General features: G+C 67.8%; 19 protein-coding genes and 4 pseudogenes. 12 read left to right on the top strand and 11 right to left on the bottom strand.

Annotated features, from left to right (window positions below; genetic code table 11):
- Positions 1-5: 5 nt before the first annotated feature.
- On the top strand, positions 6-1,265 hold the full coding sequence (locus IBL26_RS11280; RefSeq protein ID WP_187784586.1) for a pyridoxal phosphate-dependent decarboxylase family protein: 1,260 nt from the start codon (positions 6-8) through the stop codon (positions 1,263-1,265).
- Positions 1,266-1,301: 36 nt separating this feature from the next.
- A pseudogene (locus IBL26_RS11275) lies at positions 1,302-2,049 on the top strand (transposase).
- Positions 2,050-2,456: 407 nt separating this feature from the next.
- On the opposite strand, the gene IBL26_RS11270 reads toward IBL26_RS11275, so the two are convergent.
- Together IBL26_RS11270 and IBL26_RS11265 are read right to left on the bottom strand one after the other, a co-directional pair.
- Positions 2,457-3,629, bottom strand: a complete 1,173-nt coding sequence (locus IBL26_RS11270) for an MFS transporter (protein WP_187784585.1) — start codon at positions 3,627-3,629, stop codon at positions 2,457-2,459.
- Positions 3,630-3,769: 140 nt separating this feature from the next.
- Positions 3,770-4,804, bottom strand: a complete 1,035-nt coding sequence (locus IBL26_RS11265; RefSeq protein ID WP_187784584.1) for an aldo/keto reductase — start codon at positions 4,802-4,804, stop codon at positions 3,770-3,772.
- A gap of 95 nt (positions 4,805-4,899) precedes the next feature.
- Here IBL26_RS11265 and IBL26_RS11260 point away from each other — a divergent pair, with 95 nt between their 5' ends.
- Entirely contained in the window at positions 4,900-5,811 is a 912-nt protein-coding gene (locus tag IBL26_RS11260; RefSeq protein WP_187784583.1) for a LysR family transcriptional regulator, read from the top strand.
- Positions 5,812-5,824: 13 nt separating this feature from the next.
- Here the strand turns inward: IBL26_RS11260 and IBL26_RS11255 are convergent.
- The 8 genes and pseudogenes from IBL26_RS11255 to phnA form a co-directional block, all read right to left on the bottom strand.
- Positions 5,825-6,581 (bottom strand): IS5 family transposase gene (locus IBL26_RS11255; protein WP_206684195.1). Its coding sequence is split into 2 segments (ribosomal slippage): positions 5,825-6,254 and positions 6,253-6,581, totalling 759 coding nucleotides; the frame shifts between segments, so codons are not numbered across the junction.
- An 81-nt stretch (positions 6,582-6,662) separates the two neighbouring features.
- Positions 6,663-7,469, bottom strand: a pseudogene (locus IBL26_RS11250) (IS5 family transposase).
- 112 nt (positions 7,470-7,581) lie between these two features.
- A complete protein-coding gene (locus IBL26_RS11245; protein WP_187784582.1) occupies positions 7,582-9,228 on the bottom strand; it encodes an ATP-binding cassette domain-containing protein in 1,647 nt (548 codons plus the stop codon).
- Positions 9,225-10,136: an ABC transporter permease gene (locus tag IBL26_RS11240; RefSeq protein WP_187784581.1), complete on the bottom strand. Its 912-nt coding sequence runs from the start codon at positions 10,134-10,136 to the stop codon at positions 9,225-9,227. Before IBL26_RS11240 ends, IBL26_RS11245 begins: the two co-directional genes overlap by 4 nt.
- Entirely contained in the window at positions 10,133-10,993 is an 861-nt protein-coding gene (locus tag IBL26_RS11235) for an ABC transporter permease (protein ID WP_187784580.1), read from the bottom strand. The genes IBL26_RS11240 and IBL26_RS11235 overlap by 4 nt, the downstream gene beginning before the upstream one ends.
- Positions 10,993-12,537, bottom strand: coding sequence for an ABC transporter substrate-binding protein (locus IBL26_RS11230; RefSeq protein ID WP_187784579.1), 1,545 nt, complete (start codon positions 12,535-12,537; stop codon positions 10,993-10,995). The genes IBL26_RS11235 and IBL26_RS11230 overlap by 1 nt, the downstream gene beginning before the upstream one ends.
- Positions 12,538-12,543: 6 nt before the next feature.
- Positions 12,544-13,803 (bottom strand): alkaline phosphatase family protein, encoded by a 1,260-nt coding sequence (locus IBL26_RS11225; protein ID WP_187784578.1) that lies wholly within the window; start codon positions 13,801-13,803, stop codon positions 12,544-12,546.
- Positions 13,800-15,080, bottom strand: coding sequence for a phosphonoacetate hydrolase (gene phnA / locus IBL26_RS11220; protein WP_187784577.1), 1,281 nt, complete (start codon positions 15,078-15,080; stop codon positions 13,800-13,802). Before phnA ends, IBL26_RS11225 begins: the two co-directional genes overlap by 4 nt.
- Positions 15,081-15,241: 161 nt before the next feature.
- Here phnA and IBL26_RS11215 point away from each other — a divergent pair, with 161 nt between their 5' ends.
- The 3 genes and pseudogenes from IBL26_RS11215 to IBL26_RS11205 all read left to right on the top strand — a co-directional run bounded on the left by IBL26_RS11215 (position 15,242) and on the right by IBL26_RS11205 (position 17,559).
- Entirely contained in the window at positions 15,242-16,168 is a 927-nt protein-coding gene (locus IBL26_RS11215; protein WP_187784576.1) for a LysR substrate-binding domain-containing protein, read from the top strand.
- Between the two features lie 268 nt (positions 16,169-16,436).
- Positions 16,437-17,204: pseudogene (locus IBL26_RS11210) on the top strand (IS5 family transposase).
- Entirely contained in the window at positions 17,143-17,559 is a 417-nt protein-coding gene (locus tag IBL26_RS11205; protein ID WP_408901921.1) for a DUF4214 domain-containing protein, read from the top strand. Before IBL26_RS11210 ends, IBL26_RS11205 begins: the two are co-directional and overlap by 62 nt.
- Before the next feature lie 791 nt (positions 17,560-18,350).
- Here the strand turns inward: IBL26_RS11205 and IBL26_RS26095 are convergent.
- The gene (locus IBL26_RS26095; protein ID WP_187784574.1) at positions 18,351-19,124 is read right to left on the bottom strand and encodes an IclR family transcriptional regulator; all 774 of its coding nucleotides are present in this window, start codon (positions 19,122-19,124) and stop codon (positions 18,351-18,353) included.
- Between the two features lie 118 nt (positions 19,125-19,242).
- On the opposite strand from IBL26_RS26095, the gene IBL26_RS11195 reads away from it, so the two are divergent.
- The 6 genes and pseudogenes from IBL26_RS11195 (at position 19,243) to IBL26_RS25700 (ending at position 26,757) form a co-directional block, all read left to right on the top strand.
- Entirely contained in the window at positions 19,243-20,634 is a 1,392-nt protein-coding gene (locus tag IBL26_RS11195; protein ID WP_187784573.1) for an aspartate aminotransferase family protein, read from the top strand.
- 100 nt (positions 20,635-20,734) lie between these two features.
- Complete coding sequence (locus IBL26_RS11190) at positions 20,735-22,321, top strand: ABC transporter substrate-binding protein (protein ID WP_187784572.1); 1,587 nt, start codon at positions 20,735-20,737, stop codon at positions 22,319-22,321.
- 14 nt (positions 22,322-22,335) lie between these two features.
- The gene (locus IBL26_RS11185) at positions 22,336-23,979 is read left to right on the top strand and encodes an amidohydrolase (RefSeq protein WP_187784571.1); all 1,644 of its coding nucleotides are present in this window, start codon (positions 22,336-22,338) and stop codon (positions 23,977-23,979) included.
- Between the two features lie 858 nt (positions 23,980-24,837).
- Positions 24,838-26,034 carry a GGDEF domain-containing protein gene (locus IBL26_RS11180; RefSeq protein ID WP_187784570.1) on the top strand — a complete coding sequence of 399 codons (1,197 nt, stop codon included), beginning with the start codon at positions 24,838-24,840 and terminating at the stop codon, positions 26,032-26,034.
- A 161-nt stretch (positions 26,035-26,195) separates the two neighbouring features.
- Positions 26,196-26,243: pseudogene (locus IBL26_RS26090) on the top strand (hypothetical protein); the annotation flags it as partial.
- 28 nt (positions 26,244-26,271) lie between these two features.
- The gene (locus tag IBL26_RS25700) at positions 26,272-26,757 is read left to right on the top strand and encodes an anti-sigma factor family protein (RefSeq protein ID WP_187784569.1); all 486 of its coding nucleotides are present in this window, start codon (positions 26,272-26,274) and stop codon (positions 26,755-26,757) included.
- Positions 26,758-26,770: the final 13 nt, after the last annotated feature.

The raw sequence follows: 26,770 nt of genomic DNA, 5'->3' as shown, positions 1-26,770 counted from the left end.
ACGACATGCCAGACACCATCGCCGCGGCGACACGCCGCCCCTTCCCGGACTCTGGCACGGCCTGGCCAGCGCTGGAAGCCACGCTGACCGAGGCCAAGCAGTCCGACATCGACTGGCGCAATGGCAAACTGGCCGTCTATACCTATTACCGCGACGACGCGCTGCTGCGCGTGGCGCAGGATGCGTATGCGCTGTATTTCAGCGAGAACGCGCTGGGCAAGCGCGCCTTTCCCTCGCTGGCACGGCTGGAAACCGAGCTGGTCGAGATGGGATTGTCATTGTTCGAGGCCCCGCCGGGCGCCGGCGGCACCTTCACCAGCGGCGGCACCGAAAGCATCTTCCTGGCGGTGCTGGCCGCCCGCAATGCGAAGCCGGTACGCGGCCGCCCCAACATCGTCGCCTGCGAGACGCTGCACGCCACCTTCAACAAGGCGGCGTCCTTCCTCGGCCTGGATGTCGTCCGCACGCCAATGGGCACCGATTTCCGCGCCGATCCGGCGGCCATCGCGGCGGCGATCGACGAGAACACGGTGATGCTCGCGGCTTCCGCGCCCGGCTATTCGCATGGCGTCTTCGACCCCATCGCCGCGATCGGCGCCGTCGCGCAGCAGCGCGGAATGTGGTTCCACGTCGATGCCTGTGTCGGCGGCTTCCTGGCGCCCTTCTGGCGAGAGCTGGGTGAGGCTTTGCCCGACTTCGACTTCCGCGTGCCCGGCGTGACCAGCCTATCAGCCGACCTGCACAAATACGGCTACGCGGCGAAGGGCGCGTCGCTGGTGCTGTTACGCGATGCCGCGCTGAAGCGCCACCACACCTTCGAGTTCGATGCCTGGCCGCGCGGCACCTATGCCACCGAGACCTTTTCCGGCACGCGGCCTGGCGGCTCGATCGCCGCCGCCTGGGCCATGGTCAATCACCTCGGCCGCGAGGGCTACCGGGAGCATGCGCGCCTGATCATGGACGCGAAGACCCGCCTGGTGGCGGGCATCGAGTCCATTCCCGGGTTGGAGGTGGTACGACCTTCAGACCTTTGCATGCTGCTCTACCGCTCCACCGATCCGGCGCTGGACCTCGATGCGCTGGCCGAGCGCTTGGGCACACGCGGCTGGTTTGTGGGGCGCAATGTGAGGCCCAAAGCCATTCACCTGGCGCTCAACACCATTCACGCCACCAATGCCCAAGCCTATATCGCCGATGTGTCTGCCGCCGCGGCCGAAGTCCGTGACAAGTCACTCCGTGGCACTGAAGACTTCAGGACATACTAGAGGCTGTTATGGAGCTGCGGGTGGGTAACGATCAGGCTGCGGGGCACGCGTTCCCGCAAGCCCTACCCCTTTGACGTTTCCGATGACGAATGGGCGCTGGTCGCGCCCTATCTGACGCTAGTGCCAGAGCATGCTGAGCAGCGAGAACACAGCTTACGCGGTGTTCAACGGCTTGCGCTGCATGATCAAGACTGGCGCGCCCTGGCGCTGGATGCCGAACGATCTGCCACCCTGGGCCGCCGTCTATCAGCAGGCGCAGCGCTGGCTGGCGGCAGGCTGCCTCGTAGCACTGGCCGAGGATCGGCGGACGGTGCTGCGACTGGCCGCGGGGCGAAAGGCGCAGCCCAGCGCTGTCATTCTGGACAGCCGGACGCTGTACTCATCTCCTGAGAGTGGCGAGCGGGTGGGGTATGACGGCGCCAAGCGCAAGAGGGGTTCCAAGCTACACCTGGCGATCGACACGCTCGGCTGGCCAGGGCGCGGTGCAGGCCTCTACCTGGCAGCGCGTCGAACTGGCCCATGTCGACCAGGATTACACCGTCGCGCTGGCTGCCAAGGCTGCCAGGGCGCACAGCATCGAACTGGAGGTCGTGAAGTTGCCGGAGCGCGGCTTCGTGTTACTGCCGCGACGCTGGGTCGTCGAGCGATCGTTTGCCTAGGCCACCGCTTTCGGCGGCTGGTGAAGGACTACGACCGCTACGCCATCACTCTTGCCGATCTCCACCTCGTCGCCTTTGCCTGCATCATGCTCAAGCAAGCCGCTCGACGGGCCGCAGGTCCATAACAGCCTCTCGTGCATATCTCGTGATGAAACGATACTGCGCATATCAGCCCATTTACGCGAGGTCCGAGTCACGTCGCTGGCCGCCGTTGGCGACCCCTTCGCAGGGGCCTTGAGACGTAGCACTACTCGGTCACTTTGAGGCTGGAAGGTTCCCTCCTGTCGAGCAATGCGGCGGGAGGCGAGGATGGCGACCGTTCATGGTGGCGGCGCTGACCTGGATCGCTGGCTGGTGCCGTTCTGTTAGCCGCTCTAAACAACAATCCTCCATCGAGATTTCTCCGTCACACCATTGATGAGGGCCAGCGGGTCGTACAACGCTCCCTACCAGCCTGGCTAGGAAGGTCTGCCGGCGGCCCGGCCAGCGCGTGCCGGTCGCGGCAGGTGACGGGCCTTGCCGCGACCTGCCATCAGGAGGGTGCCGTGGTCACGCCGGTGCGGTGCCGCTTCAGCAGCAGGATGAAGGCCAGCCCGCAAGCCGCGGCGGCCGCACCCGCCACGGCCACGGCCACGGCGGGATAGCCCAGCCCGCCGCCGATCACCGCGCCACCCAGCGCGGCGCCGATGGCGTTACCCAGGTTGAAGGCGCCGATGTTGACCGCGGAGGCGAGGTTGGGCGCGCCCGCGGCCGCCGTCATCACGCGCATCTGCAACGGCGGCACGATGGCAAAGCTTGCCACGCCCCAAAGGAAGATCAGAACCGCGCTGGGCACCGTGAAGGGCATCGCCAGGGCAAAAAGCAGCAGCACCACCACCAGCGCCGCCAGCATGACGATGAGCGTGCGGTCCACCGAGCGGTCGGCGAAGCGCCCGCCCAGCCAGTTGCCCACCGTCAGTCCCACGCCATAGGTCACGAGCATCGCCGTGACGAAGCCGATCGACGCGCCGGTCTGCTCCTGCAGGATCGGCGCGATGTAGGTGAACACCGTGAACATCGCACTGGCACCCAGTACCGTCAGCGTCAACGCCGCCAGTACGGGGCCGCGCCCCAGCATGCGCAGCTCGGCCAGCATGTCGCCGCCCGCGTCGGCAGCAACGGCCGGCAGGGTCAGCCGCAACGCCGCCATGGCGACCACGCCGAGCCCCGCGATGCCCCAGAAGGTGGCGCGCCAGCCCACCTGGTCGCCAGCCCAGGTGGCCAGCGGCACGCCCAGCACGGTGGCGACCGTCAGGCCCATGAACATGGTGGCGACCGCGCCGGCCCTCCGGTTCGCCGGCACCAGCCCGGCCGCGACCACCGAGCCCACGCCGAAGAAGGCGCCGTGGTTGAGCGAGGTCAGCAGCCGCGCCGCCAGCAGCATGCCGTAGCCGGTGGACATGGCGGCGAGCAGATTGCCCAGCGTGAAGATGGCCATCAGCCCGACCAGCAGCCTGCGGCGCGGCACGCGCGCGAAGGCCAGCGTCATCAGCGGCGCACCGAGCATGACGCCGACGGCATAGGCGCTGATCAGCAGCCCAGCGGTCGGGATGGAGACGTCGAGGTCGCCGGCGATCACCGGCAGCAGGCCCATCGGCGCGAACTCGGTGACGCCGATGCCGAAGGCCCCGATCGCCAGGGCGAGCAACGGGAAGTTCAGATTCATGATTGTCGATCCGTTCAGGGTGTTGCCTGAGAGCGTGAAAGGCCTGGGGCTTCCGGACACCCATTCCTTCGAGGCGCAGTTACAAGGGACCGGCATCCCCTGCCGGGTGGTCGAGGTGACACCGCCCTCTCGAAGGCGCCCTAAACCAGCGGGGGATTCAGCCGCGCGAAGCCTTCCTGCTGGCGGTAGGGCGTGTGCGGATAAGGAGGCAGCACGTCGCTGGCGGCGTCTAACGCGGCCACTTGCGCGGACGTCAGGCTCCAGCCGACGGCGCCGAGGTTCTGCCGCAGCTGCGCCTCGTCCCGCGCGCCAATGATCACCGAGGCGACGGTCGGGCGCCGCAGCAGCCAGTTGATGGCCACCTGCGGCACCGTCCGGCCGGTCTCGGCCGCCACGGCCTCCAGCGCGTCCACCACCCGAAACAGGTGCTCGTCCTCCACCGGCGGCGCGAAGGCGGCAGTCGCGTGCAGGCGGCTGGTAGGCGGGATTGGCGCGCCGCGGCGGATCTGACCGGTCAGGCGGCCCCAGCCAAGCGGGCTCCATACCAGCGCGGCCACGCCCTGATCGGCGCCCAGCGGCATCAGGTCGGCTTCGTAGGCGCGGCCGATCAGCGAGTAGTACACCTGGTGCGCCACGGGGCGCGGCCGGCCGTCGCGGTCAGCGGCGGCCAGCAGCTTCATCAGCTGCCAGCCGGGGTAGTTGGAAACGCCTGCGTAACGCAGCTTGCCTGCGCCGATCAGCCGGTCCAGCGTCTCCAGCAGCTCCTCGACCGGGGTCGAGGCATCGAAGGCGTGCAGCTGAAGCAGGTCGATATGGTCGGTGCCGAGGCGCTTCAGCATGCCGTCCACCACGCGTACCAACCGGGCGCGCGAGGCGCCCCAGTCGTTGGCGCCCTCGCCCGTCGGCAGGCCGGTCTTGGTGGAGATCAGCACGGCGTCGCGTCGGCCCTTGATGGCCTCGCCCAGCACCTGCTCCGAGGCGCCTTCGGAGTACACGTCCGCCGTATCGAACAGGTTGACGCCGGCGTCCAGGCAGATGTCGAGCAGCCGCCGTGCTTCGCGCGCGTCGCTTCGCCCCCAGGCGCCAAACAGGGGCCCGGTGCCGCCGAAGGTGCCGGTGCCAAAGCTGAGGACGGGGACCCGCAGGCCCGAGCGTCCGAGTTGACGATATTCCATGATAGTGATCCGAGATCCGTTGGTCGTCCTTAGACGCACAGATGGACGGGCCGGAGACGCAGCGGTAGTGAGTACGGAGGCCAAGGATCTTTGACATGGACGCAAAGGTGGACGACACCGGGACCGACCGCGCACGGGAACTGGAAGTGTTCGCGGCCGTGGCGCAGGGCGGCAGCCTGTCCGCAGCCGGGCGCGCGCTGGGGCTCACACCCTCGGCCGTCAGCCGCAGGATCGACCGCATCGAGGCGCGGCTCGGCGTGCGGTTGATGCTGCGCACTACGCGCGCCATCATGTTGACGGCGGAGGGTCACAGCTATCTCGCGGCGGCACGGCGCATCCTGGCCGACCTCGACGAGTCCGAGCGGATCATTGCCGACCGCGGCGCTCCGCGCGGGCGGCTGCGGGTCAGCGCGGCCTTCACGCATGGCCGGCTGTGTATCGTGCCGCTGCTGGCCGACTTCGTACGGCGCTTCCCTCATATCCTGGTGGATATAGGCCTGACCGACACGGTGGTGGACGTGATGGGCGGCGAGGCCGACGTCGCCGTCCGCTTCGGTCCGCTGGCCGACAGCCCGTTGACGGCCCGCCGTCTGGGTGAGACCGGTCGCAGCATCGTTGCCTCGCCCGACTATCTGGCCCGGCGCGGTACGCCGGGCGTGCCGGAGGACCTGCACCGACACAACTGTTTGAACTTCAACTTCCGCCGCGCCGAGCCGACCTGGCCGTTCCGCCGTGACGGACGAGACTATGCGCTGACCGTGACCGGTGACATCGAGGCCAACAACGGCGAGACACTGGGGCAACTGGCACTGGCGGGCGTCGGCGTCACCCGCATCGGCAATTTCGGCGTGGTGGAGGACATTGCCTCCGGCCGGCTGGTGCCGCTGCTGGAGGCGTTCAATCCGGGCGATGCTGAGCCGATCCACGCCGTTTTCGTCGGCGGCGCCAACATGCCGGCACGGGTGCGCGTCTTCGTCGACTACTTGGCCGAGGCGCTACGACACTGATCCTGCGGTTCTCTTAGGCTCGAGACTCATTGATCCAGAAGAGTACGGAGCAGGCGAGGCAGATGGCGGAGAAGACGGTGTGGGCGCAGCGGTCGTAACGCATGGCGATGCGCCGACAGTCTTTCGGCCGTCCGAACATGTTGTCGATGCGGTGCCGCTGGCGGCAAAGCGCCTTGTCATATGGAATGGACTGCTTGCGGTTCCGCTTTGAAGGAATGTTGGGTTCGATGCCGCGGTCGATGAGGGTGTGGCGGAGCTGGTTGCTGTCATAGCCCTTGTCGCCCAGCAGGGCTTTGGCGGGTGGCAGGCTGGGCCACATCAGGATGGCGTCCTTGTGGTCGCTCATCTGACCTTTCGAGAGCAGCAAGACGAGCGGGCGGCCCTGGCCGTCGCAGGCGGCGTGCAGCTTGGAGTTCAGGCCGCCCTTGGTGCGCCCGATACGGCGGGTACAGCCCCTTTTTGAGCAGGCTGGCGGCTGTACGATGCGCCTTGAGGTGGGTGGCATCGATCATCAGCAGGTCCGGCTGGCCTTTGCGTCCGGCCAGCCCGGCGAAGATGCGGTTGAAGACCCCCATGCGGCTCCAGCGGATGAAGCGGTTGTAGAGGGTTTTGTGCGGACCGTACTCGGCGGGCGTGTCACGCCAGCGCAGGCCCTTGCGGATGACGTGGAGGAGACGCTGACGACACGCTGGTCTTCCGCCCGTGGGAGAGCGGAAAAAGGGCGAGATCCGCTGGATCTGCCCTTCATTCAGCCAAAACAAATCCGCCATGGCAGCACCTCCGCCGCCATGGAATCACAGCATCATCAATTCGCAGAAACCGGATTTAATAGGTCCTGAGCCTAGAGGCCGTTATGGACCTGGGGTGAGTAGAGCGGCCTGCTTGAGCATGAGGCAGGCGAAGGCGATGAGGTGGAGATCGGCAAGGGTGCTGGCATAGCGCTCGTAGTCCTTCACCAGCCGCCGGAAACGGGTGGCCGAGGCAAAGGATCGCTCGACCACCCAGCGCCGCGGCAGCAGCACGGAGCCGCGCTTGGCCTCTGGCAGCTTCACCACTTCCAACGCGATGCCATGCGCCCTGGCGGCCTCGGCCGCCCGTGCGCCGGTATAGCCCTGGTCGACATAGGCCAGATCGACACTCTGCCCGGTGGAAGCCTGCACCGCCTGCGCCAGGCGCCCAACCTCGACGCGGTCATCTGCGCTGGCAGGTGTGACGTGCAGCGCCAGCAGGTGGCCCAGCGTGTCGACCGCCAGATGCAGCTTCGAGCCCTTCTTGCGCTTGGCGCCGTCATATCCGGCTCGCTCACCGCTTTCCGGCGATGAGCGCAGCGTACGGCTGTCCAGGATGGCAGCGCTGGGCTGCGCTGTTCTTCCGGCTGCCCGCCGCGGCACCGCCCTGAGATCCTCGGCCAGTGCCTCAAAGCAGCCCGCTGCCAGCCAGCGCTGCGCCTGTTGATAGACAGCGGCCTAAGGCGGCAGGTCGTTCGGCATCCAGCGCCAGGGCGCGCCGGTCTTGATGACATAGCGCAGGCCGTTGAACGCCTCGCGCAAGCTATGCTCGCGCTGCCCGGCCGCCTCCGGCAGCAGCGTCAGGTAGGGCGCGACCAGCGCCCATTCGTCATCAGAAACGTCGGAGGGGTAAGGCTTGCGGGCACACATCCCCTGCAGCCTGATCGTTACCCACCCGCAGGTCCATAACAGCCTCTAGCAGCATTCGTACCGGGAGCATGGCCGCTCTGGGAAACGTCCGATACGCTGTGATCCTTTGGCGTCAGCCAGCGACGACCGCACGCTGAAGACCAGGGTACTCCGCCGCGACTTGGGTCTGGCTCCACTGCGGCGAGACGGAGACTTCGGCTGCCACCAGGCGCTGCGTGAAGCTGTGCCGTGGCTGGGCCAGCACCTCGGCAGCCCTGCCCTTTTCGACGATACGTCCCGCCTCGATCACCGCGACCGAACCACCCAGGGTCCGCACGACGCCGAGATCGTGCCCGATGAAGAGCAGTGCGAGGCCGCGTTCGAGCCGCAGCCGGCACAGGAGCCGCAGGATCTGCGCCTGCACCGTGGCGTCCAAGGCCGAGAGGATCTCATCGCAGATCAACAGCGTCGGCTCGGTCAGCAAGGCCCGGGCGATGGCGACACGCTGCTTCTGCCCGCCGGAGAGTTGATGGGGAAACCGGCGCAGATATTCGCCGCCGAGCCCAACTTCGTCCAGCGCGGCGACCATGCGGCGTTGCTCCTCCCCGCGCGGCAGCCCCAGGCGCCTGAGGGCTTCTGCCAACACCTGGGCCACCGTCATGCGCGGGTTGAGCGACGCCGTGGGGTTCTGGAAGACGATCTGGACGCGTTGTGCCACGTCGCTGCGCCGCCCCCGCGGCCCCAATGGCATGGATACGCCGCCGATCTCGCAGACATCGGCCTTCGCCCCGGCCAGCCCCACCAGCGCGCGGGCGATGCTGCTCTTGCCGCCGCCGGATGCGCCGACGACGCTCAGCACCCCGCCTGCCGGGACATCCAGGTCGATCCCGTGCACCACCTGGCGCGGTTGGCGGAACAGGCCTCCCGAGCCGTAGCTGACGATCAGGTTGCGCAGGCGAAGGGCCGGAACATCGGCGATGGGTGCCTCCTCCCAGCCCGGCAGGTCGCGGCAGGCGGCAACGAGGCTACGACTGTAGGAATGGGACGGTTCGGACAGCAGTTGCGCGGTCGGTCCGGCCTCCAGCAACTCGCCCTGGCACATGATGCCGACCGTGTCGGCGATGCGCGCGACCACCCCGAGGTCGTGGGATATAAAGACCGCCGCCAACCCTCGCGATGCGACCAGGCGCCGCAGCAGGGCCAGGATCTGTGCCTGCACGACCGTATCGAGCGCCGTGGTCGGCTCGTCCGCCAGCAGCAGGCAAGGGTCGCCCGAAAGCGCCAGGGCAATCACCGCCCGCTGTTGCTGCCCCCCCGAGAGAGCATGCGGATAAAGGCCGAGGAAAGTCCGCTCCAGGCCCACCTCGCCGAGCAGTTCTTCGGCGCGTGCATGCAGATCCCGGCCGCGCAGCGGGTGATGGGCCTTGATCGCCTCGGCCAGTTGCGCACCGATCGTCATGAAGGGGTTGAGCGCCGCCAGCGGGTCCTGGAAGACCATGCCGATCCGCCGCCCTCGCAGCGCGCGCCAGCCCTGCGGCGGCAGGGACAGCAGGTCCTGCCCATCAAACATGGCGCTGCCCCGCGCCGCCATGCCATCCGGCAACAGGCCGATCAGCGCGGATACCGTGAGCGACTTGCCGCTGCCGGACTCGCCGACCAACCCCAGCACCTCCCCTTTCGAGAGGGTGAAGCCGAGGTCGCGCACCAGCGGCGCCGCGCCGGGGAACCCCACCTGCAGGCCGGAAATGCGCAGCAGGGGAGAGGCGGTCTCGATGCTCATGCGCGCATCCTCGGGTCGGTCAGGCGGCGCGCCAGGTCGGCCACCGCGTTGATCAGCACGACGCCCAGGGCGAGTACCATGACCACCGCCTGCAGCACCGGGTAGTCGCGCCCGCTGACGGCGTTCAGCACCAGGCTGCCCAACCCGGGCAGGCCGAACAGCGCTTCCATGGTCATGGTGCCGCCGATCAGCGATGCCAGGCTGATGGAGGACAGCGCCAGCAGCACCGGAACCGTCTTGGGCAGCACGTACCGCGCCGCGACCAGCACGGGGTGGATGCCACGCGCCCGGGCTGCGCGGACATGCGGCGCGAGCCTCGCCTCGCGCAGTTCCTCCAGCAGCGGCTTGGCGAGTTGCCCGGCGATGTCGAGCCCGAGGATCACCACCGGCGCGACCATGTTGCCGATCACCGGCAGCCAGCCCAGCCAGATGGAGAAGACCAGGATCGCCGCCATGCCCGCGACGAAGGTCGGCACCGCGATGGACCACAGGTTGATGGCCTCCACCAGCGCTGGTAGCGGCGAGCGCGGCGCCATCAGCGCCCCGAGCGCCAGGACCAGGGCGAGACAGAGTCCGAACGAGAATGCGGCGGCGGCGAAGACGATGGTGGAGGGGATGGCCTGTTCCACCATGCCGATGACAGGTCGGCCGAAGCGGACGGACTGCCCGAGGTCGCCTGCCACCGCCTGGCGCAGCCAGCGCAGGAACTGCTCGGCCACCGTCCCATCAAGGCCGAGATCCACGCGCAGGGCGGCCTGTTGCGCCGGTGTCAGGTCGCCCTGGGCGGCCAGCACGTCCACGACGTCGCCCGGCACCGCGCGGATCAGCAGGAAGACGATGAAGGTGATGGTGGCCACGAGCACCAGCGCGCGCAGCAGGCTGATGCCCAGGGGAAGAAAGGCCCTCACGGGCGCTGCTCCCGGCGCAGCGGGTCGAAGCGTCGCCGCGCCGCCTCGCCCAGCAGGGACAGGCCGAGCGTCAGCAGGGCGAGCGCCAGCATAGGCGCCAGGACTGCGTGCGGCGCGTCCTCGGCGAAGCCGCTGGCATCGGCGATCATCCGCCCCCAGCTCGGCTGGTCGGGGGAAACGCCGAGGCCGAGGAAGGACAGGACGGATTCCGTGACGATGCAGCGCGGCAGCACGATGGCGCAGAGCGTCACCGCCGGCCCGGCCAAGTTGGGCAGGACGTGCCGCCACAGCACCGCCAGCCGGCCCAGTCCGAAGACCTGGGCCGCCGCCACGTAGTCGGCCGCCATCTCGCGTTCGTGGGTGGCGCGCACCACCTCGGCGAAGAGCGGTGCGAAGGACAGGCCCAGTGCCAGCGTCACCGGCCCGACGCCATTGCCCAGCGCCACAGCGGTCAGCAGCGCGAGCAGAACGCCGGGCAGCACCCGCAGCAGGTCGAAGACGGCGTAGGCCGTGGCGCGGGCGGCGCCGCCCAGCGTCAGCGCCAGCAGCGCCACCACGCCGCCGGCCAGCGCCGCCAGCAGCACGCCGCCGATGCCTGTGCCCAGCGTCAGCCACGTGCCGACGGTCAGGCGCGCCAGCACGTCGCGGCCAAGATGGTCGGTGCCGAGCGGATGCCCGGCACCTGGTGGCAGGTTCAGCGCCAGCAGATCCTGGTCCAGCGGATCGGCGCCGCCGAGGAGCAGGCGGACCAGCCCCGGAGCCAGCGCCAGCAGCACCAGGGCAGCCCCCACCAGGAGGCGGCCCGATGGGCCATGCCGCCCGGCGACATCCACGGGCAGGATCGCGGCGCCGCCCATCACGCTTTCAGCCAGGTCTGCGCCAGGCCGCCGCTGGCCCAGTGCGGGGACCAGGTGAAGCCCGGCTCCCAGCCCTGCACCTCGGCGCGGCTGACGATGATCGATTGCTCATGGCCGAGGACGTAGAAGTAGTCCTTCTCCATGATGCGCTTCCAGGCCGCGAGGTAGTTGGCCACGCGGCGCGTCTGGTCCGGCTCGGCCACGGCCCTGTCAATCAGCCCGTCCAGCGCCTCGTCCTGGATGCCGCCCCACAGCACGGGGTTGGGCCCATCGCTGGTCAGGCGGACGTAGCGCAGGAAGATGTCGGCGCGCGGGCCGGATTCCATCAGGGCGATGTCCCAGTCGTACTGGCCGAGGCGGCGCTGCGCGCCGACATCATCCAACGGCACGTGGTTCACCTCGAAGCCGAGCTTCTTGATCATCTGCACCACGGCCTGCGGCCAGGCGCTTTGCCAGGAGACGACTTCCAGCCGGTGCTGTGCCGGGTTCACCCCGGCTTCGCGCAGCAGGGCGCGCGCGCGGTCCAGGTCGGGCTTGGCGTAGGCGTCGGCGTCATGCGTGGCCTGGTCGAAGTAGACATTGCCGGGGATCACCATCTGGTTGGTGACGATGGCATCCGGCCCGGCCGCGAAGGTCATCAGCGCGCGCTTGTCGATGGCGTGGCCGATGGCCTGGCGCACGCGCGGGTCCTGCAGCGGCGCGCGCGGCCTGCGGTTGTTGAAGGACGCGAAGTACCAGGTCGTGTCGCGGATGGGCGCCGGCTTCATCGCGGCGTCGCGCTGCAGCGGGCGCAGCTTGTCGCGCGTCACGGAGGCGACGTGCAGGTCCCCGGCGCGCAGCGCGAGGCCCGGGTCGGCCACCTCCCGCAGATCGAACTCCACCGCCGAGAGGTAGGGCCTGCCCTGCTGCCAGTAGCCTTCGAAGGCCGGGGCCTGGAAGCGGACCTTGGGCTGCCAGGTGCCGAAGGTGAAGGGGCCGGTCCCGATCGGCTGGGTGATCGTCTCCTCCCAACCGGGCGATTTCGGCGACAGGATCCACAGCTCCGACACCAGGTTCAGCAGCGGCGCGAACGGCTCCTTCAGGCGCAGCACGACGGTGCGCTCGTCCGGTGCCTCCATGCTCTCCGCCTGGCGCATGGCGCTGGTCAGCCAGCCGCCTTTCACCTTGGTCTTCACCCGTTCCATGTTCGCGACGACATCGGCGGCGGCCAGCACGTCGCCATTGTGGAAGCGCACACCTGGGCGGATGCGGAAGGTGTAGGTCTTGCCATCGGCCGAGACTTCGAAGGCTTCGGCCAGGAACGGCTCCACGCTGCCATTGGCGGCGATGCTCGTCAGGCCCTCGACGAAGGCCTGCTGCACCCCAATCGCGCCGGTGTGGCGGTGCGGGTCCGAGGTATCGAGGCCGAGGGTGGCGTATTGCAGCACCCCGCCCCGGCGCGGAGCCTGTGGAGCGGATGGCTGGGCGAAGGCCGGGGCCATGCCGGCTAGCGGCAGGGAGGCCAGGCCACCAAGTGCCGCGCGGCGGGAAAGGGAGAAGGTCATCCGATACTACTCCTGGTTCTGCAGCGCCCGGCCGTCACAGCCCATGTCGGACAGGCCTAGGTGGCGCAGGATGGTGGGGGCGAGATCAACCACGCAGGTCGGTGCCAGGCTCTCCCGCCCGGCAGCGAAGCCGTCACCCTGGATCATCAGGAACGGCATCTGCTCGAACGGATTCAGGCCGCCATGCTGGCCGCAGCCCAGGCGGTCCGGTTTGCCCTGCGCGGGCTTCACGGCGGCGGCGCGTCCCGGCACCCCGAACTCATTGGCAAGCGCGTCCCCCCGCATGGAGACGGCGCAGAGCAGGGCATCGGCGGACGCCTGCCCGATGCGGCCAAGATCCTCGCCGGAGATCACCTCCCCGGCCCAGGGCTGCGCCCCGAGGAAAGCAAGGATGGCGTCGGCCCGCGCCATGTGGCCCGGATGCAGGTAGACCAGGGCGCTGGTGCCGTTGGAAGCGACCGCCACGCCCTCATCCAGCCTAGCCGTAGCCAACGCGGCATCGATATCGACGACCTCGGTCACCGTCTGGTGCCCGTGGTCGGAGCAGGCGATGAGGAGAATGTCCTCGCCCCGCGCCCGTTGCCGCTCCACCGCTTCCCGCACACGCTGGAAGCAGGCATCGGCACCCGCAATGGCGGCGCGGCAGGCAGGTGAGCCCAGCGGCGCCTCGTGCTGCGCGTGGTCCGGCTCACCCAGCCACAGCACCGACAAGGCGGCGTCACGCTGGACGGCCTGGGCGATGAAGCGGGTGGTGAGCCTGCCGTCGCCGTCCGTATCCAGGGTGATGTCGGACACCGCTTCCTCTCCTTCCAGCGGGCGGGGCCCCGGAGCGAAGGAGCAGGCGCGGTGGAACACCCAGCCATGGCCATCCGGGTCGTGCGCCCGCGCCGCCCCGGGCGAGACGTTGCTGAACACTATGCTGGCCGGGCGCCGGTCGGCCGCCAGGCGCTGGGCCAGGGTGGGCACCGCCAGGGTGCGGCCGCGCAGCTGCCGCCATTCGTCCATGAACTCCGGCTTGCCGACGTCGTGGACCACCAGTCGCCCCTCATCCATCAGCGCGACGGAATTGCCCTGCAGGCCATGGCGCCGCGGGAAGCAGCCGGTCGCGAAGCTGGCCGACACGACCCGGGTGGCGGAGGGGAACACGGAACGGTGGGCGGCGAAGCGGGCCGCCGCGTGGCTGAAATCCAGCAATGCGGGCGTGTCTTCGGCCGAGATCAGGTCCCGCCGCAACCCGTCCAGCACGACGACGACGGCGCGCTTCACCGCTCTGTCTCCACGCCGTTCAGCGCGGCATCGAAGATGTCGAAGTTGCGGAGTCGGGGATGCGCATGCAACCATTCGGGCCTCAGCGGCTCCGACAACAGGAAGGGCACGGCTTGCTCCGCCAGCCCACCATGCGAGCGCAGCCTTTCGCCCGCGAGCTGAGACAGGTCATGCTCGGTGGCGCGGCCGCCCAGCGCCACGCCGCGCCGGGCGATGACCGTCAGGTCGCCTTCCATGTGCGGCGCCATGCCGTATCTGGCACAAGCCTCGGCGCCAGGCAGAACCTCCATCAACCGCGGTTCGTCCCGCAGCGTCGCGAGGACTGCGCCGAGGTCGGGTGCGTCCGGGCCGGGACGAAGGTGGACCCGCACCAGGCCGCCGAGTGCACCGTGGTGCCGCACGAAGGGATCGGTGATGGGGCAGATCACCCGGGTGGCGCCGGGGCCGAAGCGGGCATCCAGCACATCGCCGACAAAGACGATCTCTGGCGAGCCGTCGGAGCGGGCCATGTCGGTCATACCGTGGTCCGCCGTGGTGGCCACGAGGCAGCCGAGCGCCGCCAACTTGCCAAGGCGCTCGTCAACGGCGCGCATGAAGGCACGCGCCTCTGCGCTATCCGGGGCGTGCCGGTGCTGGACGTAATCCGAGAGCGAGAGATACATCAGCCGCGACCGCCCCTGCCGGGCCAGGGCAATCCCGGTATCCAGCACGAAGAGCGAGAGCTCCGCCGAGTACTGGTCCGGCTCCGGCTGGCCCAGCAGCGCCGTGAGGTCGCCGATCCCATGCGTCTCTTCCCGCACCGAGGCGGCGTGCTGAGCGGAGACGGCGATGCCGCGGCCGATCGGCAGGCCCTTGGCCAACGCGGCGCGCAGCTTGTCCTTAGCCGTCACCACGGCGGTCGGCACGCCTGCCGCCGCCATTGCTGCCAGGATGGTGGGAGCCCGCATCTCGGCATCGCCGGTCACCATGACCGTCTCCCCCGTCACGCGATCCAGGTAGTAGTTGCCGGACACCCCGTGCACGCCCGGCTCCACGCCGGTGACGAGGGAGGCGTTGTTGGGGTTGGTGAATGTCGGCATGGCGGCCAGGGCGCTGCCACCGAAACCTTCCCCGGCGCAGCGTGCGAGGAAGGGCAGGTCACCCGCCTTGAAACCGGTCTCGAGGTACGCGGGGTCGCAGCCGTCGAAGCAGATCACCGCCACGGGGCGTTGGGGCAGGCGGTAGGTGCGGCCATTGACGTCGACCGACGCTGTCCGGGTTTCAATGACAAGTTGCATGCCGCGCCTCCGACGAGTTCTCGACGGAGCGTTTACGGAGTAGGAGGAGGACGCGCGAGCGACTTAACTTCACGTTCAGGGCGACGGAATTTCTTCATGTCTGCTAACTGCAACACAGTCGTCACCGTTCCGTCATGACGCGGGCAACCGGGCGCGAGCGCATGCCGCCCCTGCGCATGATCGCCACCTTCGAGGCCGTGGCGCGCCTCGGCTCGCGCACCGAGGCCGCCGCGGAGTTGAACGTCACCCTGGGTGCCGTGACCAAGCAGTTGCGCGCGCTGGAGCAGTGGCTGGGCGTGGAGCTGTTCACCGGGGACCTACGCCTGGGCACGGCGATGACGGCGGCGGGCCGCCGCCTGGCGATGTCCGTCACCGTGGGCTTCGAGACGATCCACACCGGCATCGCCGAGATCGCCGCCGTCCGCGGGCCACCCACAGAGCTGCGCATCCTGGCGCCCGCCAGCCTTTCGGTGAACTGGTTGATCCCGTGCCTGCCCCGCCTGGAGCAGGAGGCGCCGGATCTGCGGATCCGCATCCATGCCACGCATACGGGCGAGGACTGGGTTGCCATCCCGCACGATGCCGCCATCCGGCGCGACGGCTTCGTGCCGGAGGGATACAAACGGGAGACGCTGTTCCGCGAGCGGCTCTCGGCCTTCATCGCCCCTGGGCTGCGGAGCAGCCCATCGCTGGAGCAGGATCTGAGGATGCTGCCCCTCATCGAAAGCCGCACAAGGCCGGGTGACCTGGACCGCTGGCTCACCGCCGCGGGCATCACCAAGGTCGGCTTCCCTCGGCAACGCTTCTCCCACTTCTATACCGCGTACGAGGCCGCCGTGGCGGCGGAAGGAGTTATCGTCGCGCCGACGCTGCTGACACAGCCGGACATCGCGCGAGGCCGGCTACGGCAGTTCCATCCCGGCGTCCAGGTTCCCGGTGCGGAATACGCGCTGCTCGTTCCCACCAATGCTGCCGCGGCGGACGTCATCGCGACCTTCGCGGCACTCCTGCGCCGCCGTATCGCGGAAACAGAGGCCGCCATATCCACGATCGCGGGAGATCCTGTCGAAGAGCCCGAGCGGGATTAGACCCGAAGATGGGGGTGCGGCGGCGCTCTCGCCCACCCCCCTGTTCCATCGCGTGATTCATTCCGGCCGGTTCAACTCCCTGACGATCGCGTTGGTCAAGGCGGTCAGCAACAGCAAGGTCAGCAGTGCACGGCGAATCAGGATCATCCGGCTGTAGCACGACGGGCTTAGCGCCTGGTGACCAGCGCGTCCGCTAGGCTCAGGACCTATTAAATCTGCCCTTGCGCTCTGATGATGCTGTGATTCCATGGCGTCCGGAGGTGCTGCCATGGCTGACCTGTTCTGGTTGACGGAGGCGCAGGTCGCACGGATCTCGCCTCTCTTCCCGCTGTCGCACGGCGTGCCGCGGGTGGACGACCAGCGTGTCGTCAGCGGGATCATCCACGTCATCCGCAATGGCCTGCGTTGGCGCGACGCGCCTGCCGAGTACGGCCCGCACAAGACGCTCTACAACCGCTTCATCCGCTGGAGCCAGATGGGCATGTTCAACCGGATCTTCGCAGGCCTGGCAGGCCGACGAGGCCAGCCCGATCGGCTGATGATCGATGCGACCCATCTCAAAGCACACCGCACGGCGGCCAGCCTGCTCAAAAAGGGGCTCTACCCCGATGTATCGGTCGGACGAAGGGCGAGCTGAATTCCAAGCTGCATGCCGTCTGCGACGGCCAGGGCCGCCCCGTCCTGCTGCTGCTCACCGAAGGCCGGATGAGCGACCACAAGGGTGCGTGCGGCTTCGATGCTGCGGCACCTGCCGCGGGCCAAGGACCTACTGGGCGATAAAGGCTATGACAGCAACCGCTTCCGCCAGGACCTGATCGAACGCGGCATTGAGCCCTGCATTCCTTCAAAGCGGAACCGCAAGCAGCCCATTCCCTATGACAAAGCGCTCTACCGCCAGCGGCACCGCATCGAGAACATGTTTGGCCGCATCAAGGACTGGCGCCGCGTCGCCATGCGCTACGACCGCTGCGCACATGCTTTCTTCTCAGCCATCTGCCTCGCAGCCACCGTCCTCTTCTGGATTAGCGAGTCCTGAGCCTAGCCTTCTCGGGCGCCAAGCAGATCTCGGCGGCCTCCGCTTTTTTCTGGACTTGATGCATACCGGGCTCGACGAACAAGCCGTGGTCATCGCGGTGGTGAACTCGCAAGAGTTCCAGCAGCGTACTGCCCAGCTTAATAACGCTGCCTACGTGGATGTCCTGTACCAGGATGTTCTGCACCGCGATGCGGACGCCAGTGAGCGAGATTGGCATGTCGCTGCGCTCGACGCCTGTGCTGGCCGTGATCGGGTCGCATTCGGCTTTCTTGCCTCGGATGAGGCCGCGACATACCGCGATGCCCAGATCTACACGGGCAATGTTGCGCTCCCGTCTGATTTCTATCTGGCCTGATGCACTTGGCGCCGCTTATGAGCGGCGGCGCTTACCTGTCCGACGCCGCCGGCTTTGCCCAGATCTTCTGAGAAGGATTCTGCCGCCAGATCTCTGCCGGCCGCAGGTAGCCCATGGCGACCTCGGCCGAGCGGCGCCGGGTCTGCCGCATCATCTGCGCCAAGCCCGCCCTCGCCTCGCCAGCCGCCGTCGCCAGCCCTGCCTGCAGGGAATGCCCGGAGAAACGCTCCCGGCCCGCCTGCCCGGCATCCTGGCCGCGCCACGCGCACCAGGCGCCAGACCGCTTTGTCGGACAGCTGAGCGGTGCAGAAGCGGCCTGCCTTGCCCAGCCCAACGAACAGCGGCAGCGCCGCATCCGAGGCGCCGCCGCAAAAGTACGCAGCGTCCCGCCGGAAGCTCGTTCAGGCCTGCACGCCGCCAGCGGGCAGCAGAAGGGCTCGGCCGGGTTGGCCCAGAGGGCGACCTGGAGCCCCTTCCCCACCACGGCCACCACATCGCCCAGCGTCAGACCGACCAGCTCGGCACGGCGCAGCGCCGCGCCGCGCCGAAGCCGAGCAGTAGCAGCGCGCGGTCGCGGTCGCCGAGCGGTGTGGTGGCCGCCGGCCGGGTCGCCAGCATCTTACGCAGCAGATCGGGGTGGCGGCAGCAGCCTGCCGGCGCGGCCTTGTGCCGGTGCTGTGGCTGATGCGTTCCAGCACCGTACGCAGGAGAGCATCTCCGAGATCCAGCGCCAAGCCGGCTAGCCGGTGCGCTGCCTGGATGGCTGCCAGATTGAACGCGTCCTGGCAGTGCTACACAATGCGCGTCGACGTACTCCGCGCAGCGAAGCCTGCCCACTCCGCCTCGATGGCATCCGCGACGCCCCGTGCCGCGCGCGCCAGGCCGGGTAGCGCCGCAGTGCCAATGCGCGAAGAAGGCGCGGCAATGGCGATGGCGCCCGCCAGGCTCCGCTTCGGGTCCATCACGGGCGCGGCCGCGCTGACCACCCCTTCGATGTAGCCCTCCTGGGACCAGCACGCACGCTCGTCCCGGATGCGGGCCAGCATCGGTTCCAGCGTCTCCGGCTCAACCGGGGTCCGGGGCGTGAAGCGCTTCAGCCCGCCGGCGTAGAGGGCGTCCCGCTCGCTCTGCGCCAGGTAGGCGAACAGGGCCTGGCCGCCGGCCGAGCCGTGCAGTGGGATCCGCTCACCGATGTCGTAGCCCACGCGCATCGGGTGGCGGCTCTCCACCACCGCCAGGCACACCGCATCCCGCCCATCGGCCACCAGCAGCGCCACGGTCTCCCCCACCTCGTCCCGCAGCCGGTCCAGATGCGGCATGGCGATGCAAAGCAGGCCGTGCTGGCTGATCCGCACCGAGGCCACATCCAGCACGCCGAGCCCGAGGCGGTAGAGGCGGCTCTGCGGGTCCTGTTCGATGAAGCGCTCCTCGGCCATGGCGCGCAGCAATCGGTGCGCGCCCGCCCGGTCCATCTCCAGCCGCCGGGCGACCTCGCTGACGCCGAGCTCGGGTTCCCGCGCGCTGAAGAGCCTCAGCAACTGAAGGGTCTTGCGGGCTGTCTTCACGGCGGTCCTCGTAGTTGTTTTATTATCAATAGATAGAATCGAATTTCATATTTGACAACACCTGCTCCATTCCAACATCGTTGCGCACGTCAACTAACCCGAGTGTCGGAGCGTGAAGATGCCGCTGGACCTGAATTCCCCCTTCGCGCGCGACATCGCGCACCACATCCATCCGCAGACCAATCTCCGCCTGCACGAAAGCGAAGGCCCGCTGCTGATCGACCGGGGGGAGGGCGTCTACGTCATCGACGCGGACGGCAAGCGGCTGATCGAGGGCATGGGCGGCATGTGGTGCACCTCGCTCGGTTTCAGCGAGACCCGGTTGGCCGACGCCGCCGCGCGGCAGATGCGGCACCTGCCCTACATGCAGGTCTTCGCGCATCGCTCGACCGGCCCGGTCATCGACCTCGCCAGCCAGCTCACCACCATGGCACCAGGCCCGAGCGCCGGGGAGTGCATGGACAAAGCCCTGTTCGCCTGCTCGGGGTCCGAGGCGAACGACACGGCGATGAAGCTGGTCTGGTATTACCACCACGCCATCGGCAAGCCGGAGAAGCGCAAGATCATCTCGCGCCGCCGCGGCTATCACGGCACCACGATTGCCTCGGCCAGCCTCACCGGCCTGCCGAACATGCACCAGGACTTCAACCTGCCGCTGACGGGCGTGCTGCATGTCACCTGCCCGCATTTCTACCGGGAGGGAAAGCCCGGGGAGACTGAGGCTGAGTTCGTGGAGCGCCTGGCGCAGGAACTGGAATCGCTGATCCTGGCCGAGGGGCCGGAGACGATCGGCGCCTTCATCGCGGAGCCGGTGATGGGCACGGGCGGCGTGGTCGTGCCGCCGGAGGGCTACTTCGCCCGCATCCAGCAGGTACTGCGCCGGCACGAGGTGCTGATGATCGCCGACGAGGTGATCTGCGGTTTCGGCCGCACCGGCGAGATGTGGGGCTGCGAGCGCTTCGGCATCCAGCCGGACATGCTGACTTGCGCCAAGCAGCTCTCCTCCGCCTATTTCCCCATCTCGGCCACGCTGGTCTCCAGGGCGATCTACGAGGCGATGCTGGTGGAGAGCGACAAGCTCGGCAATTTCTCCCACGGCTTCACCTATGGCGGGCATCCGGTCGGCGCCGCCGTGGCGCTGGAGACCCTGGCGATCTATCGCGAGCGCGACATCGTCGGCCATGTCCGCCAGGTCTCGCCGCGCCTGCTGGATGGACTGCGCGCCCTGGAAAGCCACCCGCTGGTGGGCGAGGTGCGCGGCGTTGGCCTGATGGCCGCAGTGGAGCTGGTGCAGGACAAGGGCACCCGCGCCTCTTTCCCCAGCGCGCGGAAGGTGCCGGGCTACCTGGCCGCCGCCGTGCAGCGGCGCGGCGTGCTGCTGCGCGGGCGTGACGACGCGCTGCTGTTCTCCCCGCCGCTCATCATCAACGAAGCCGAGATCGACATCATCCTCAACGCCGTGGCCGAGGGGCTGGACGAGACCCTCGCCTGGCTGCGCCAGGACGGCTGAAGCGGCGCGACCACGCCGGCCCTTCCGCACAAGCCGGGGAAACCGGTGGGGAGGGCCGTTCACGGCCCAGATTCCCGACCGGTACAGGAGGCTTGCAGGAATGCGTCGTCGTCATCTTCTGGGCGCCATGGGCGCCGCCGCCCTCAGCGTGCCCCTCTCAGCCCCACGGCTCGCGCACGCCCAGGCCGCGCGGCCGCTGCGCTTCGTCCCCAGCAGCGATCTGGCGATCATCGATCCGATCTGGACGCTGGCCTATGTCACCCGCAACCACGGCTTCATGGTGTTCGACACGCTCTACGGGCTGGACGAGCATTTCATGCCGCAGCCGCAGATGGTGGCCGGCCATGTCGTGGACAATGACGGCCTGCTCTGGCGGCTGACATTGCGGGACGGCCTGTTGTTCCATGACGGCACGCCGGTGCTGGCGGCCGATTGCGTCGCCTCCATCCGCCGCTGGGCCAGCATCGACGCTTTTGGCCAGATGCTGATGGCGGTGACGGAGGAACTCTCCGCGCCCAGCGACAAGGAGATCCGTTTCCGCCTGCGCCGGCCGTTCCCGCTGCTGCCGACGGCACTGGCCAAGGGCAGCCCGCTAATGTGCGCCATCATGCCGGCGCGTCTGGCCGCGACGCCCGCCACCACGCAGGTGACGGAGATGGTCGGCAGCGGCCCGTTCCGCTTCGTGGCGGATGAGCGCGTCACCGGCTCCCGCGCCGTGTACGGCAAGTTCGAGAAGTACGTGCCGGCGCCGGGCGCCTCCAGCTTCCTAGCCGGGCGCAAGATCGTGCATTTCAACCGCGTCGAATGGCACAGCGTACCGGATAGCGGCACCGCCGCCGCCGCCCTGCAGGCCGGCGAGGTGGATTGGCTGGAGACGCCGAGCTTCGACCTGCTGCCACCCCTGCAGCGCAACCGCAACGTCGTGGTGCAGAATATCGACCCGACGGGCACGATCGGTGTGCTGCGCATCAACCACCAGCATGCGCCCTTCAACAATCCCGCCATCCTGCGCGCGCTACTGGGCGCGCTGGACCAGAAATCCTGCATGACGGCGGTGGCCGGCGATGACGCGGCGCTCTGGCGCGCCGATGTCGGCTTCTTCACGCCCGATACGCCCATGGCCTCCGATGCCGGCACCGAGGTGATGACCGGCCCGCGCGACCTGGAGAAAGCAAGGCAGGCCCTGGCCGCCGCCGGCTACAAGGGGGAGAAGGTGGTGCTGCTCGGCGCCTCCAACATCGAAGCCATCAATGCCATGAGCATGGTGGTGCAGGACACGCTCACCCGCATCGGCATGAACGTGGACTATGTCTCCACCGACTGGGGCACCGTCATGCAGCGGCGTACCAGCAACCAGCCGACGGACAAGGGTGGTTGGAGCTGCTTCGTCGGTACCTGGTCCGGCAATGATCTCGCGAATCCCGCCGTCAGTGTCACGCTGCGCGGCGATGGCAAGGGCGCTGGCGGCTGGCTGGAGTCGCCCGAGATCGAGCGCCTGCGCGCCGCGTGGTTCGAGGCACCGGACCTGGCGTCCCAGCAGCGCATCTGCCGTGAGTTGCAGCTACAGGCGTGGAAGGACGTGCCCTACATCCCGCTCGGCCAGTTCCGCCCGCAGGCGGCGTGGCGCCGGGAGATCACCGGCCTCTCCAAGGGCTTCCCGCTGTTCTGGAACGTGAAGCCGGCATGAGCGGGATGAGGCCAATGCCCACCTACGCGGACCTGCTGCTGAACCATGGCGTGATCCGCACCATGGACCCCGCCAACCCGACCGCCGAGGCCATGGCCATCGGCGGCGGCCGCATCCTGGCGCTGGGCAATGCGACGGCGCTGGAAGGGCTGTGCGGCCCGGGGACGCGGCGGGTCGATCTCGGTGGCCGGATGGTGATGCCGGGCGTGATCGACTTCCACATGCACCTACTGACCAGCATGACGACGCGCCTGTACTCCACGCCGTTGGACCCAGCCGACGATTTCTCGGCGGTGCTGGCGAAGGTCGGCGCCGCGGCGAAGGTTCCGGGACGGCGGGAATGGGTGACCGCCGGCCCCTATGGCCCGGCCGCGCTGGAAGCGATGGAGCGGCCTGGCGCGTTGGCGGCGCTGGATGCCGTCAGCCAGGGCCGCCCGGTCTCCCTCACGCATGTCAGCGCCCATGGGCGCTTCGCCAATACCGAGGCACTGGCCCGTGCGGGCATCGACGCCACCACGCCCAACCCACCGGATGGAGAGATCATCCGCAACGCCGCCGGCCAAGCCACCGGCCTGCTGCATGAAACGGCGAGCTGGCCCGTGCGGGACGCCATCCCCGCCCTGACGGATGCGGAGATGCGGCAGGTGGCGCGGGACGCCATGGGCTACCTCAACGGCCTGGGCCTGACCGGCTTCGCCGATGCCAGCGCCACGCTGGATATGCTGCGGACCTTCAGGGCGCTGGACGACGAGGGGCGCCTGACCTGTTGGGCCGGCTTCAACCTTGCGCTCAGCCCAACCAGCATGGGCTACGACCCGGCCGAGGCGGCCGAGCTCCGCCGCACCCGCAAGGCGCTGTGCGGGCCGCACATGGTGGCCGATTTCGCCAAGATCTTCCTCGATGGCGTCCCATCGCTGCGGACCGCCGCCATGCTGGAACCCTATGTTACCGCCCCGCCAGGCGAGCCGCCCATCGCCATGATGCTGGATATTGATCAGCTGGCCGATGCAATCGCCGATTTCGATGCCGAGGGCATCGGCGTGAAGGTGCACGCCATCGGTGACCGCGCCATCCTCACGGTGCTGGATGCGGTGGAACGCGTGCGGGCGCGCAACGGCGCCGGCGTGCAGCACCAGATTGCGCACGGCCAGTTCATCCGGCAGCAGGATATCCCGCGGCTGCAGGCACTGAACGTCCTGGCGGACATGAACCCGCCGCTATGGTTCCCCAACTCCGCCAGCCTGACGCATGAGCGGGTGGTAGGGAATGAGCGCTACGCCCAGGCCTGGCCGATCCGGGACATGGTCGCCTCGGGCGCCGATATCGCCGTGGGCTCCGACTGGATGACCATTTCGGCCGAGCTGGACCCCTGGCTCTCGCTCTGCGGCATGGTGACGCGGCGGGACGGCAGCGGCCGCTTCCCCGGCGCGCATAGGCTCGACCAGGCGCTCAGCGTGGAGGAGGCTTTGCCCCTCTACACACGCGGCCCGGCCCGGGCCCTGCGGATCGGCGATCGGACAGGCCAACTTTCACCCGGCTTTTCCGCCGATCTGATCGTACTCGATCGGGACGTGACGAGGATCAACCCCATGGAGATCGCCGGAACACAGGTCATAGCGACGGTCTTCGAAGGCCGTGTCGTCCACGGCGAACTCTGAACTCGAGTTTGTGCCTGGTGCTGAGCTGATCCGCCGATCCATGTCGCTCCATCCTATGATCCGCTTTTTCGGACCAAATGGTGCTTCGCCAGCCTCCCTAACGCCAGCGTCCCTTTGCCCATACTCGACCGTGGTGCGATGGCCTGTGAGGCCGCAGGCGGGCGGAGGTTCGAGGGTGTGCTAATGAAAGCGTTCCGGGGCGGGGCTGACCATCGCTACTTTGGCAAGCTGACGTTCACAGGCTGGTAGCGCGACGTCGCGCCCCGTCTTCCGCCTGGTGATTCCATTCAGTCAGGAGGGCGCATAGTCATCATTGCGTCAGAAACTTCCTCCTTTGATTCGCTCTGGGAGGACGCAACCACGCCTGATGCGTCTTCCCGACATTGACCGGGTTGACGTCGAAGCTGAGAAAAATCGTCTGGAGACGGGCGCAGGGGCCGTCATTTCGCAACTCTATTTCCGGCTGGATCAAGATCCCTGATGCCGAAGGATACGATAACTCAAGGTGTAGATCAGTTTTGGTCAGAAATAGCTGAGCAGGTCCAAACGGTCGGCCGGTGTATGGCTTTGCGATGCTCCACTCACGCGTTCTACTGTAGGTATGATGTCATATCCGCAACAAACGTCTGACAGGAAAATCTATCTCTTCGTCGGCATCCCGCAATACTTTCCTCCTGAGAATCTGCAACCCTAAGTTAGTGATCCGGCCAATCAGTACCCGTGACGGCAAGATAATCTTCTGGGCCGCATCATCATCTTAAGTTGATCCGTCTAAAATCTCTATCTTTTGTTGCGGCGTCAGTCGTATATGCCCGCCCAATATTGGCTTGAAGAGCACTGGGCCGGGGGATTCTGCGCTTGTACATCAATGTGCCGACCTTGCTCGGCTATACAGCCATTCTTCTATGCTTGGTTAGTATCATCATGCTGTTTGCGGGCGCATTCAGTGAATCCCGCCGCTGGTTCATGACTTGCAGCTTGCCATTTCTCATGGGGTTCATTGGCTGCGCTCTGCTCGTTAACGACAAGGTTTTGCCCAACCGCGCTGCCTTGCATCTTGGTACCGCCTTCCTGCTTGCAGCCTTTGGCTGCGGTTGGCAGGTGGTCCGTTCCTTCAATGGGCGATCATCCGTCCTGGGCTGGGCCATCGGGATACCGGCGGCGTGGCTAGTGGTCTCGCTCGTCATCTTTGGGCCCTGGCGTATGGCCGTGGAAGGCGCGATCACACGCACGCTGATCTTCACCTTGTTCAACGGCCTGTGCGCCTGGGAAATGACGAGGAGCCGGGCGGAAAGCTTGCCTTCCAGGCCGCTTCTCTGGGGCACCTTCGTTTTCTTCACGGGCTTCTCGGCCCTGCGGGTCGTGCTGTCCAACTATCTCCCCATGCCGCTTGGTGGGCGGCCGACGGAAGTCTGGGCGGTCGTCGCTTATAACCTCGCTTCTGTCACACAGGTTCTGCTCGTCTCGGCGCTTCTCATCGCTCTGTCGCGGGAGAGGACTGCGATGCGCAACCAGACATTGTCCCTCAAGGATCCTCTGACCGGTGCCTTCAACCGAAGGGCCTTCGACGAGCTGGCGCAGGATCTCGATGGAAGTAGTTCGACAGCACCCGTCATGGTGACCGTCATTGCTTTCGACCTCGACCATTTCAAGCAAGTCAACGACCGTTTCGGCCATGACACTGGCGATAAGATCATACAGGCCGCTGTAGCCACTGCGCACAAAGTGTTCCGGTCGACAGACCGGGTCTTTCGCATGGGCGGTGAGGAATTCCTCTGTGTTCTGCCAGGCACGGCGCTCGAGCAGGGCCATTGGCTGGCAGAGCGCTTGCGGCGCGCGTTCGAGCAAGCGGGCATGGAAGCCGGTGGCCACACGGTTCGTGCCACCATGAGCCTTGGTTTGGCGTCCGACATCACAAGCCGTGCCAGGTTACAAGACCTTGTCAATCAAGCAGACCTCGCGCTGTACGATGCGAAGCGGGCAGGCCGGAACTGCGTTGGTGGCACCGTGCCATTGGCCTTCGGTGCAGTGCAGGCAGAAACAACGGCCTCGTAGGGAGGTAGAGTTGCGGCCGTTTCCATCAGGCGCCTTCTCTGGATAACACTCATGTCGGCCGAAGGAGCGCTGGCAAAGTGCTATAGATGACCGATGAGCCGCCGCACCCTGTCCACTTCCTTGTTGGGCGACCTAAGCGATGAAGCCGCCGGCAGCGCGACCTGCCGCGCGCGCTGGACGACCTGCCGGAGGACCAGCGCAGCGTGCTGCTCCTGGTCGCCGTCGAGGACCTGTCCTATGCCGAGGCGGCGGCAGCGGCTGGTGGCTGCGGTACGGCCGGCCCCGCTAGGCATCGCCGCGCTGGCGCAGCAGGCGGCGGAGAGCTACGCCGTGTTCAGCCCGGACCGGGAGCGGCCGGTGGAGCTGCGCGCCGCCGACCGCGCCACGCTGGTCAGCTGGGCCTCTGGGCAGCTGGGGCGGGAGGTGACCTTGCCAGACCCCTCGGCGCAGGGATACCGGCTGATGGGCGGGCGGCTGGTGCCGACGCCGCAGGGCGCGGCCGTGCTGGTCATGTTCGACAACGACGCCGGTAGCCGCCTGGTGCTGCTCACCCGGCCAATGGCGCTAGAACGCGACACCCCCATGGCCCATCGCGACGACAGCGCGGTGCAGGCCTTCACCTGGGCCACGGAGGGGAACGGCTACAGCCTAGTGGGCAGCCTGCCACCCAGCATCCTGCACCCAGTTGCCGACGTGGTGCGGCAGCAGATGCGCCGGACCTAGCCGCCTCGCACAT

Origin of the sequence: Teichococcus aerophilus, assembly GCF_014490485.1 — a bacterium.
Lineage (GTDB): Bacteria > Pseudomonadota > Alphaproteobacteria > Acetobacterales > Acetobacteraceae > Pseudoroseomonas > Pseudoroseomonas aerophila.
Note: the sequence above shows the minus strand (reverse complement) of the source record. Positions and strands in the feature narration are given on the sequence as shown.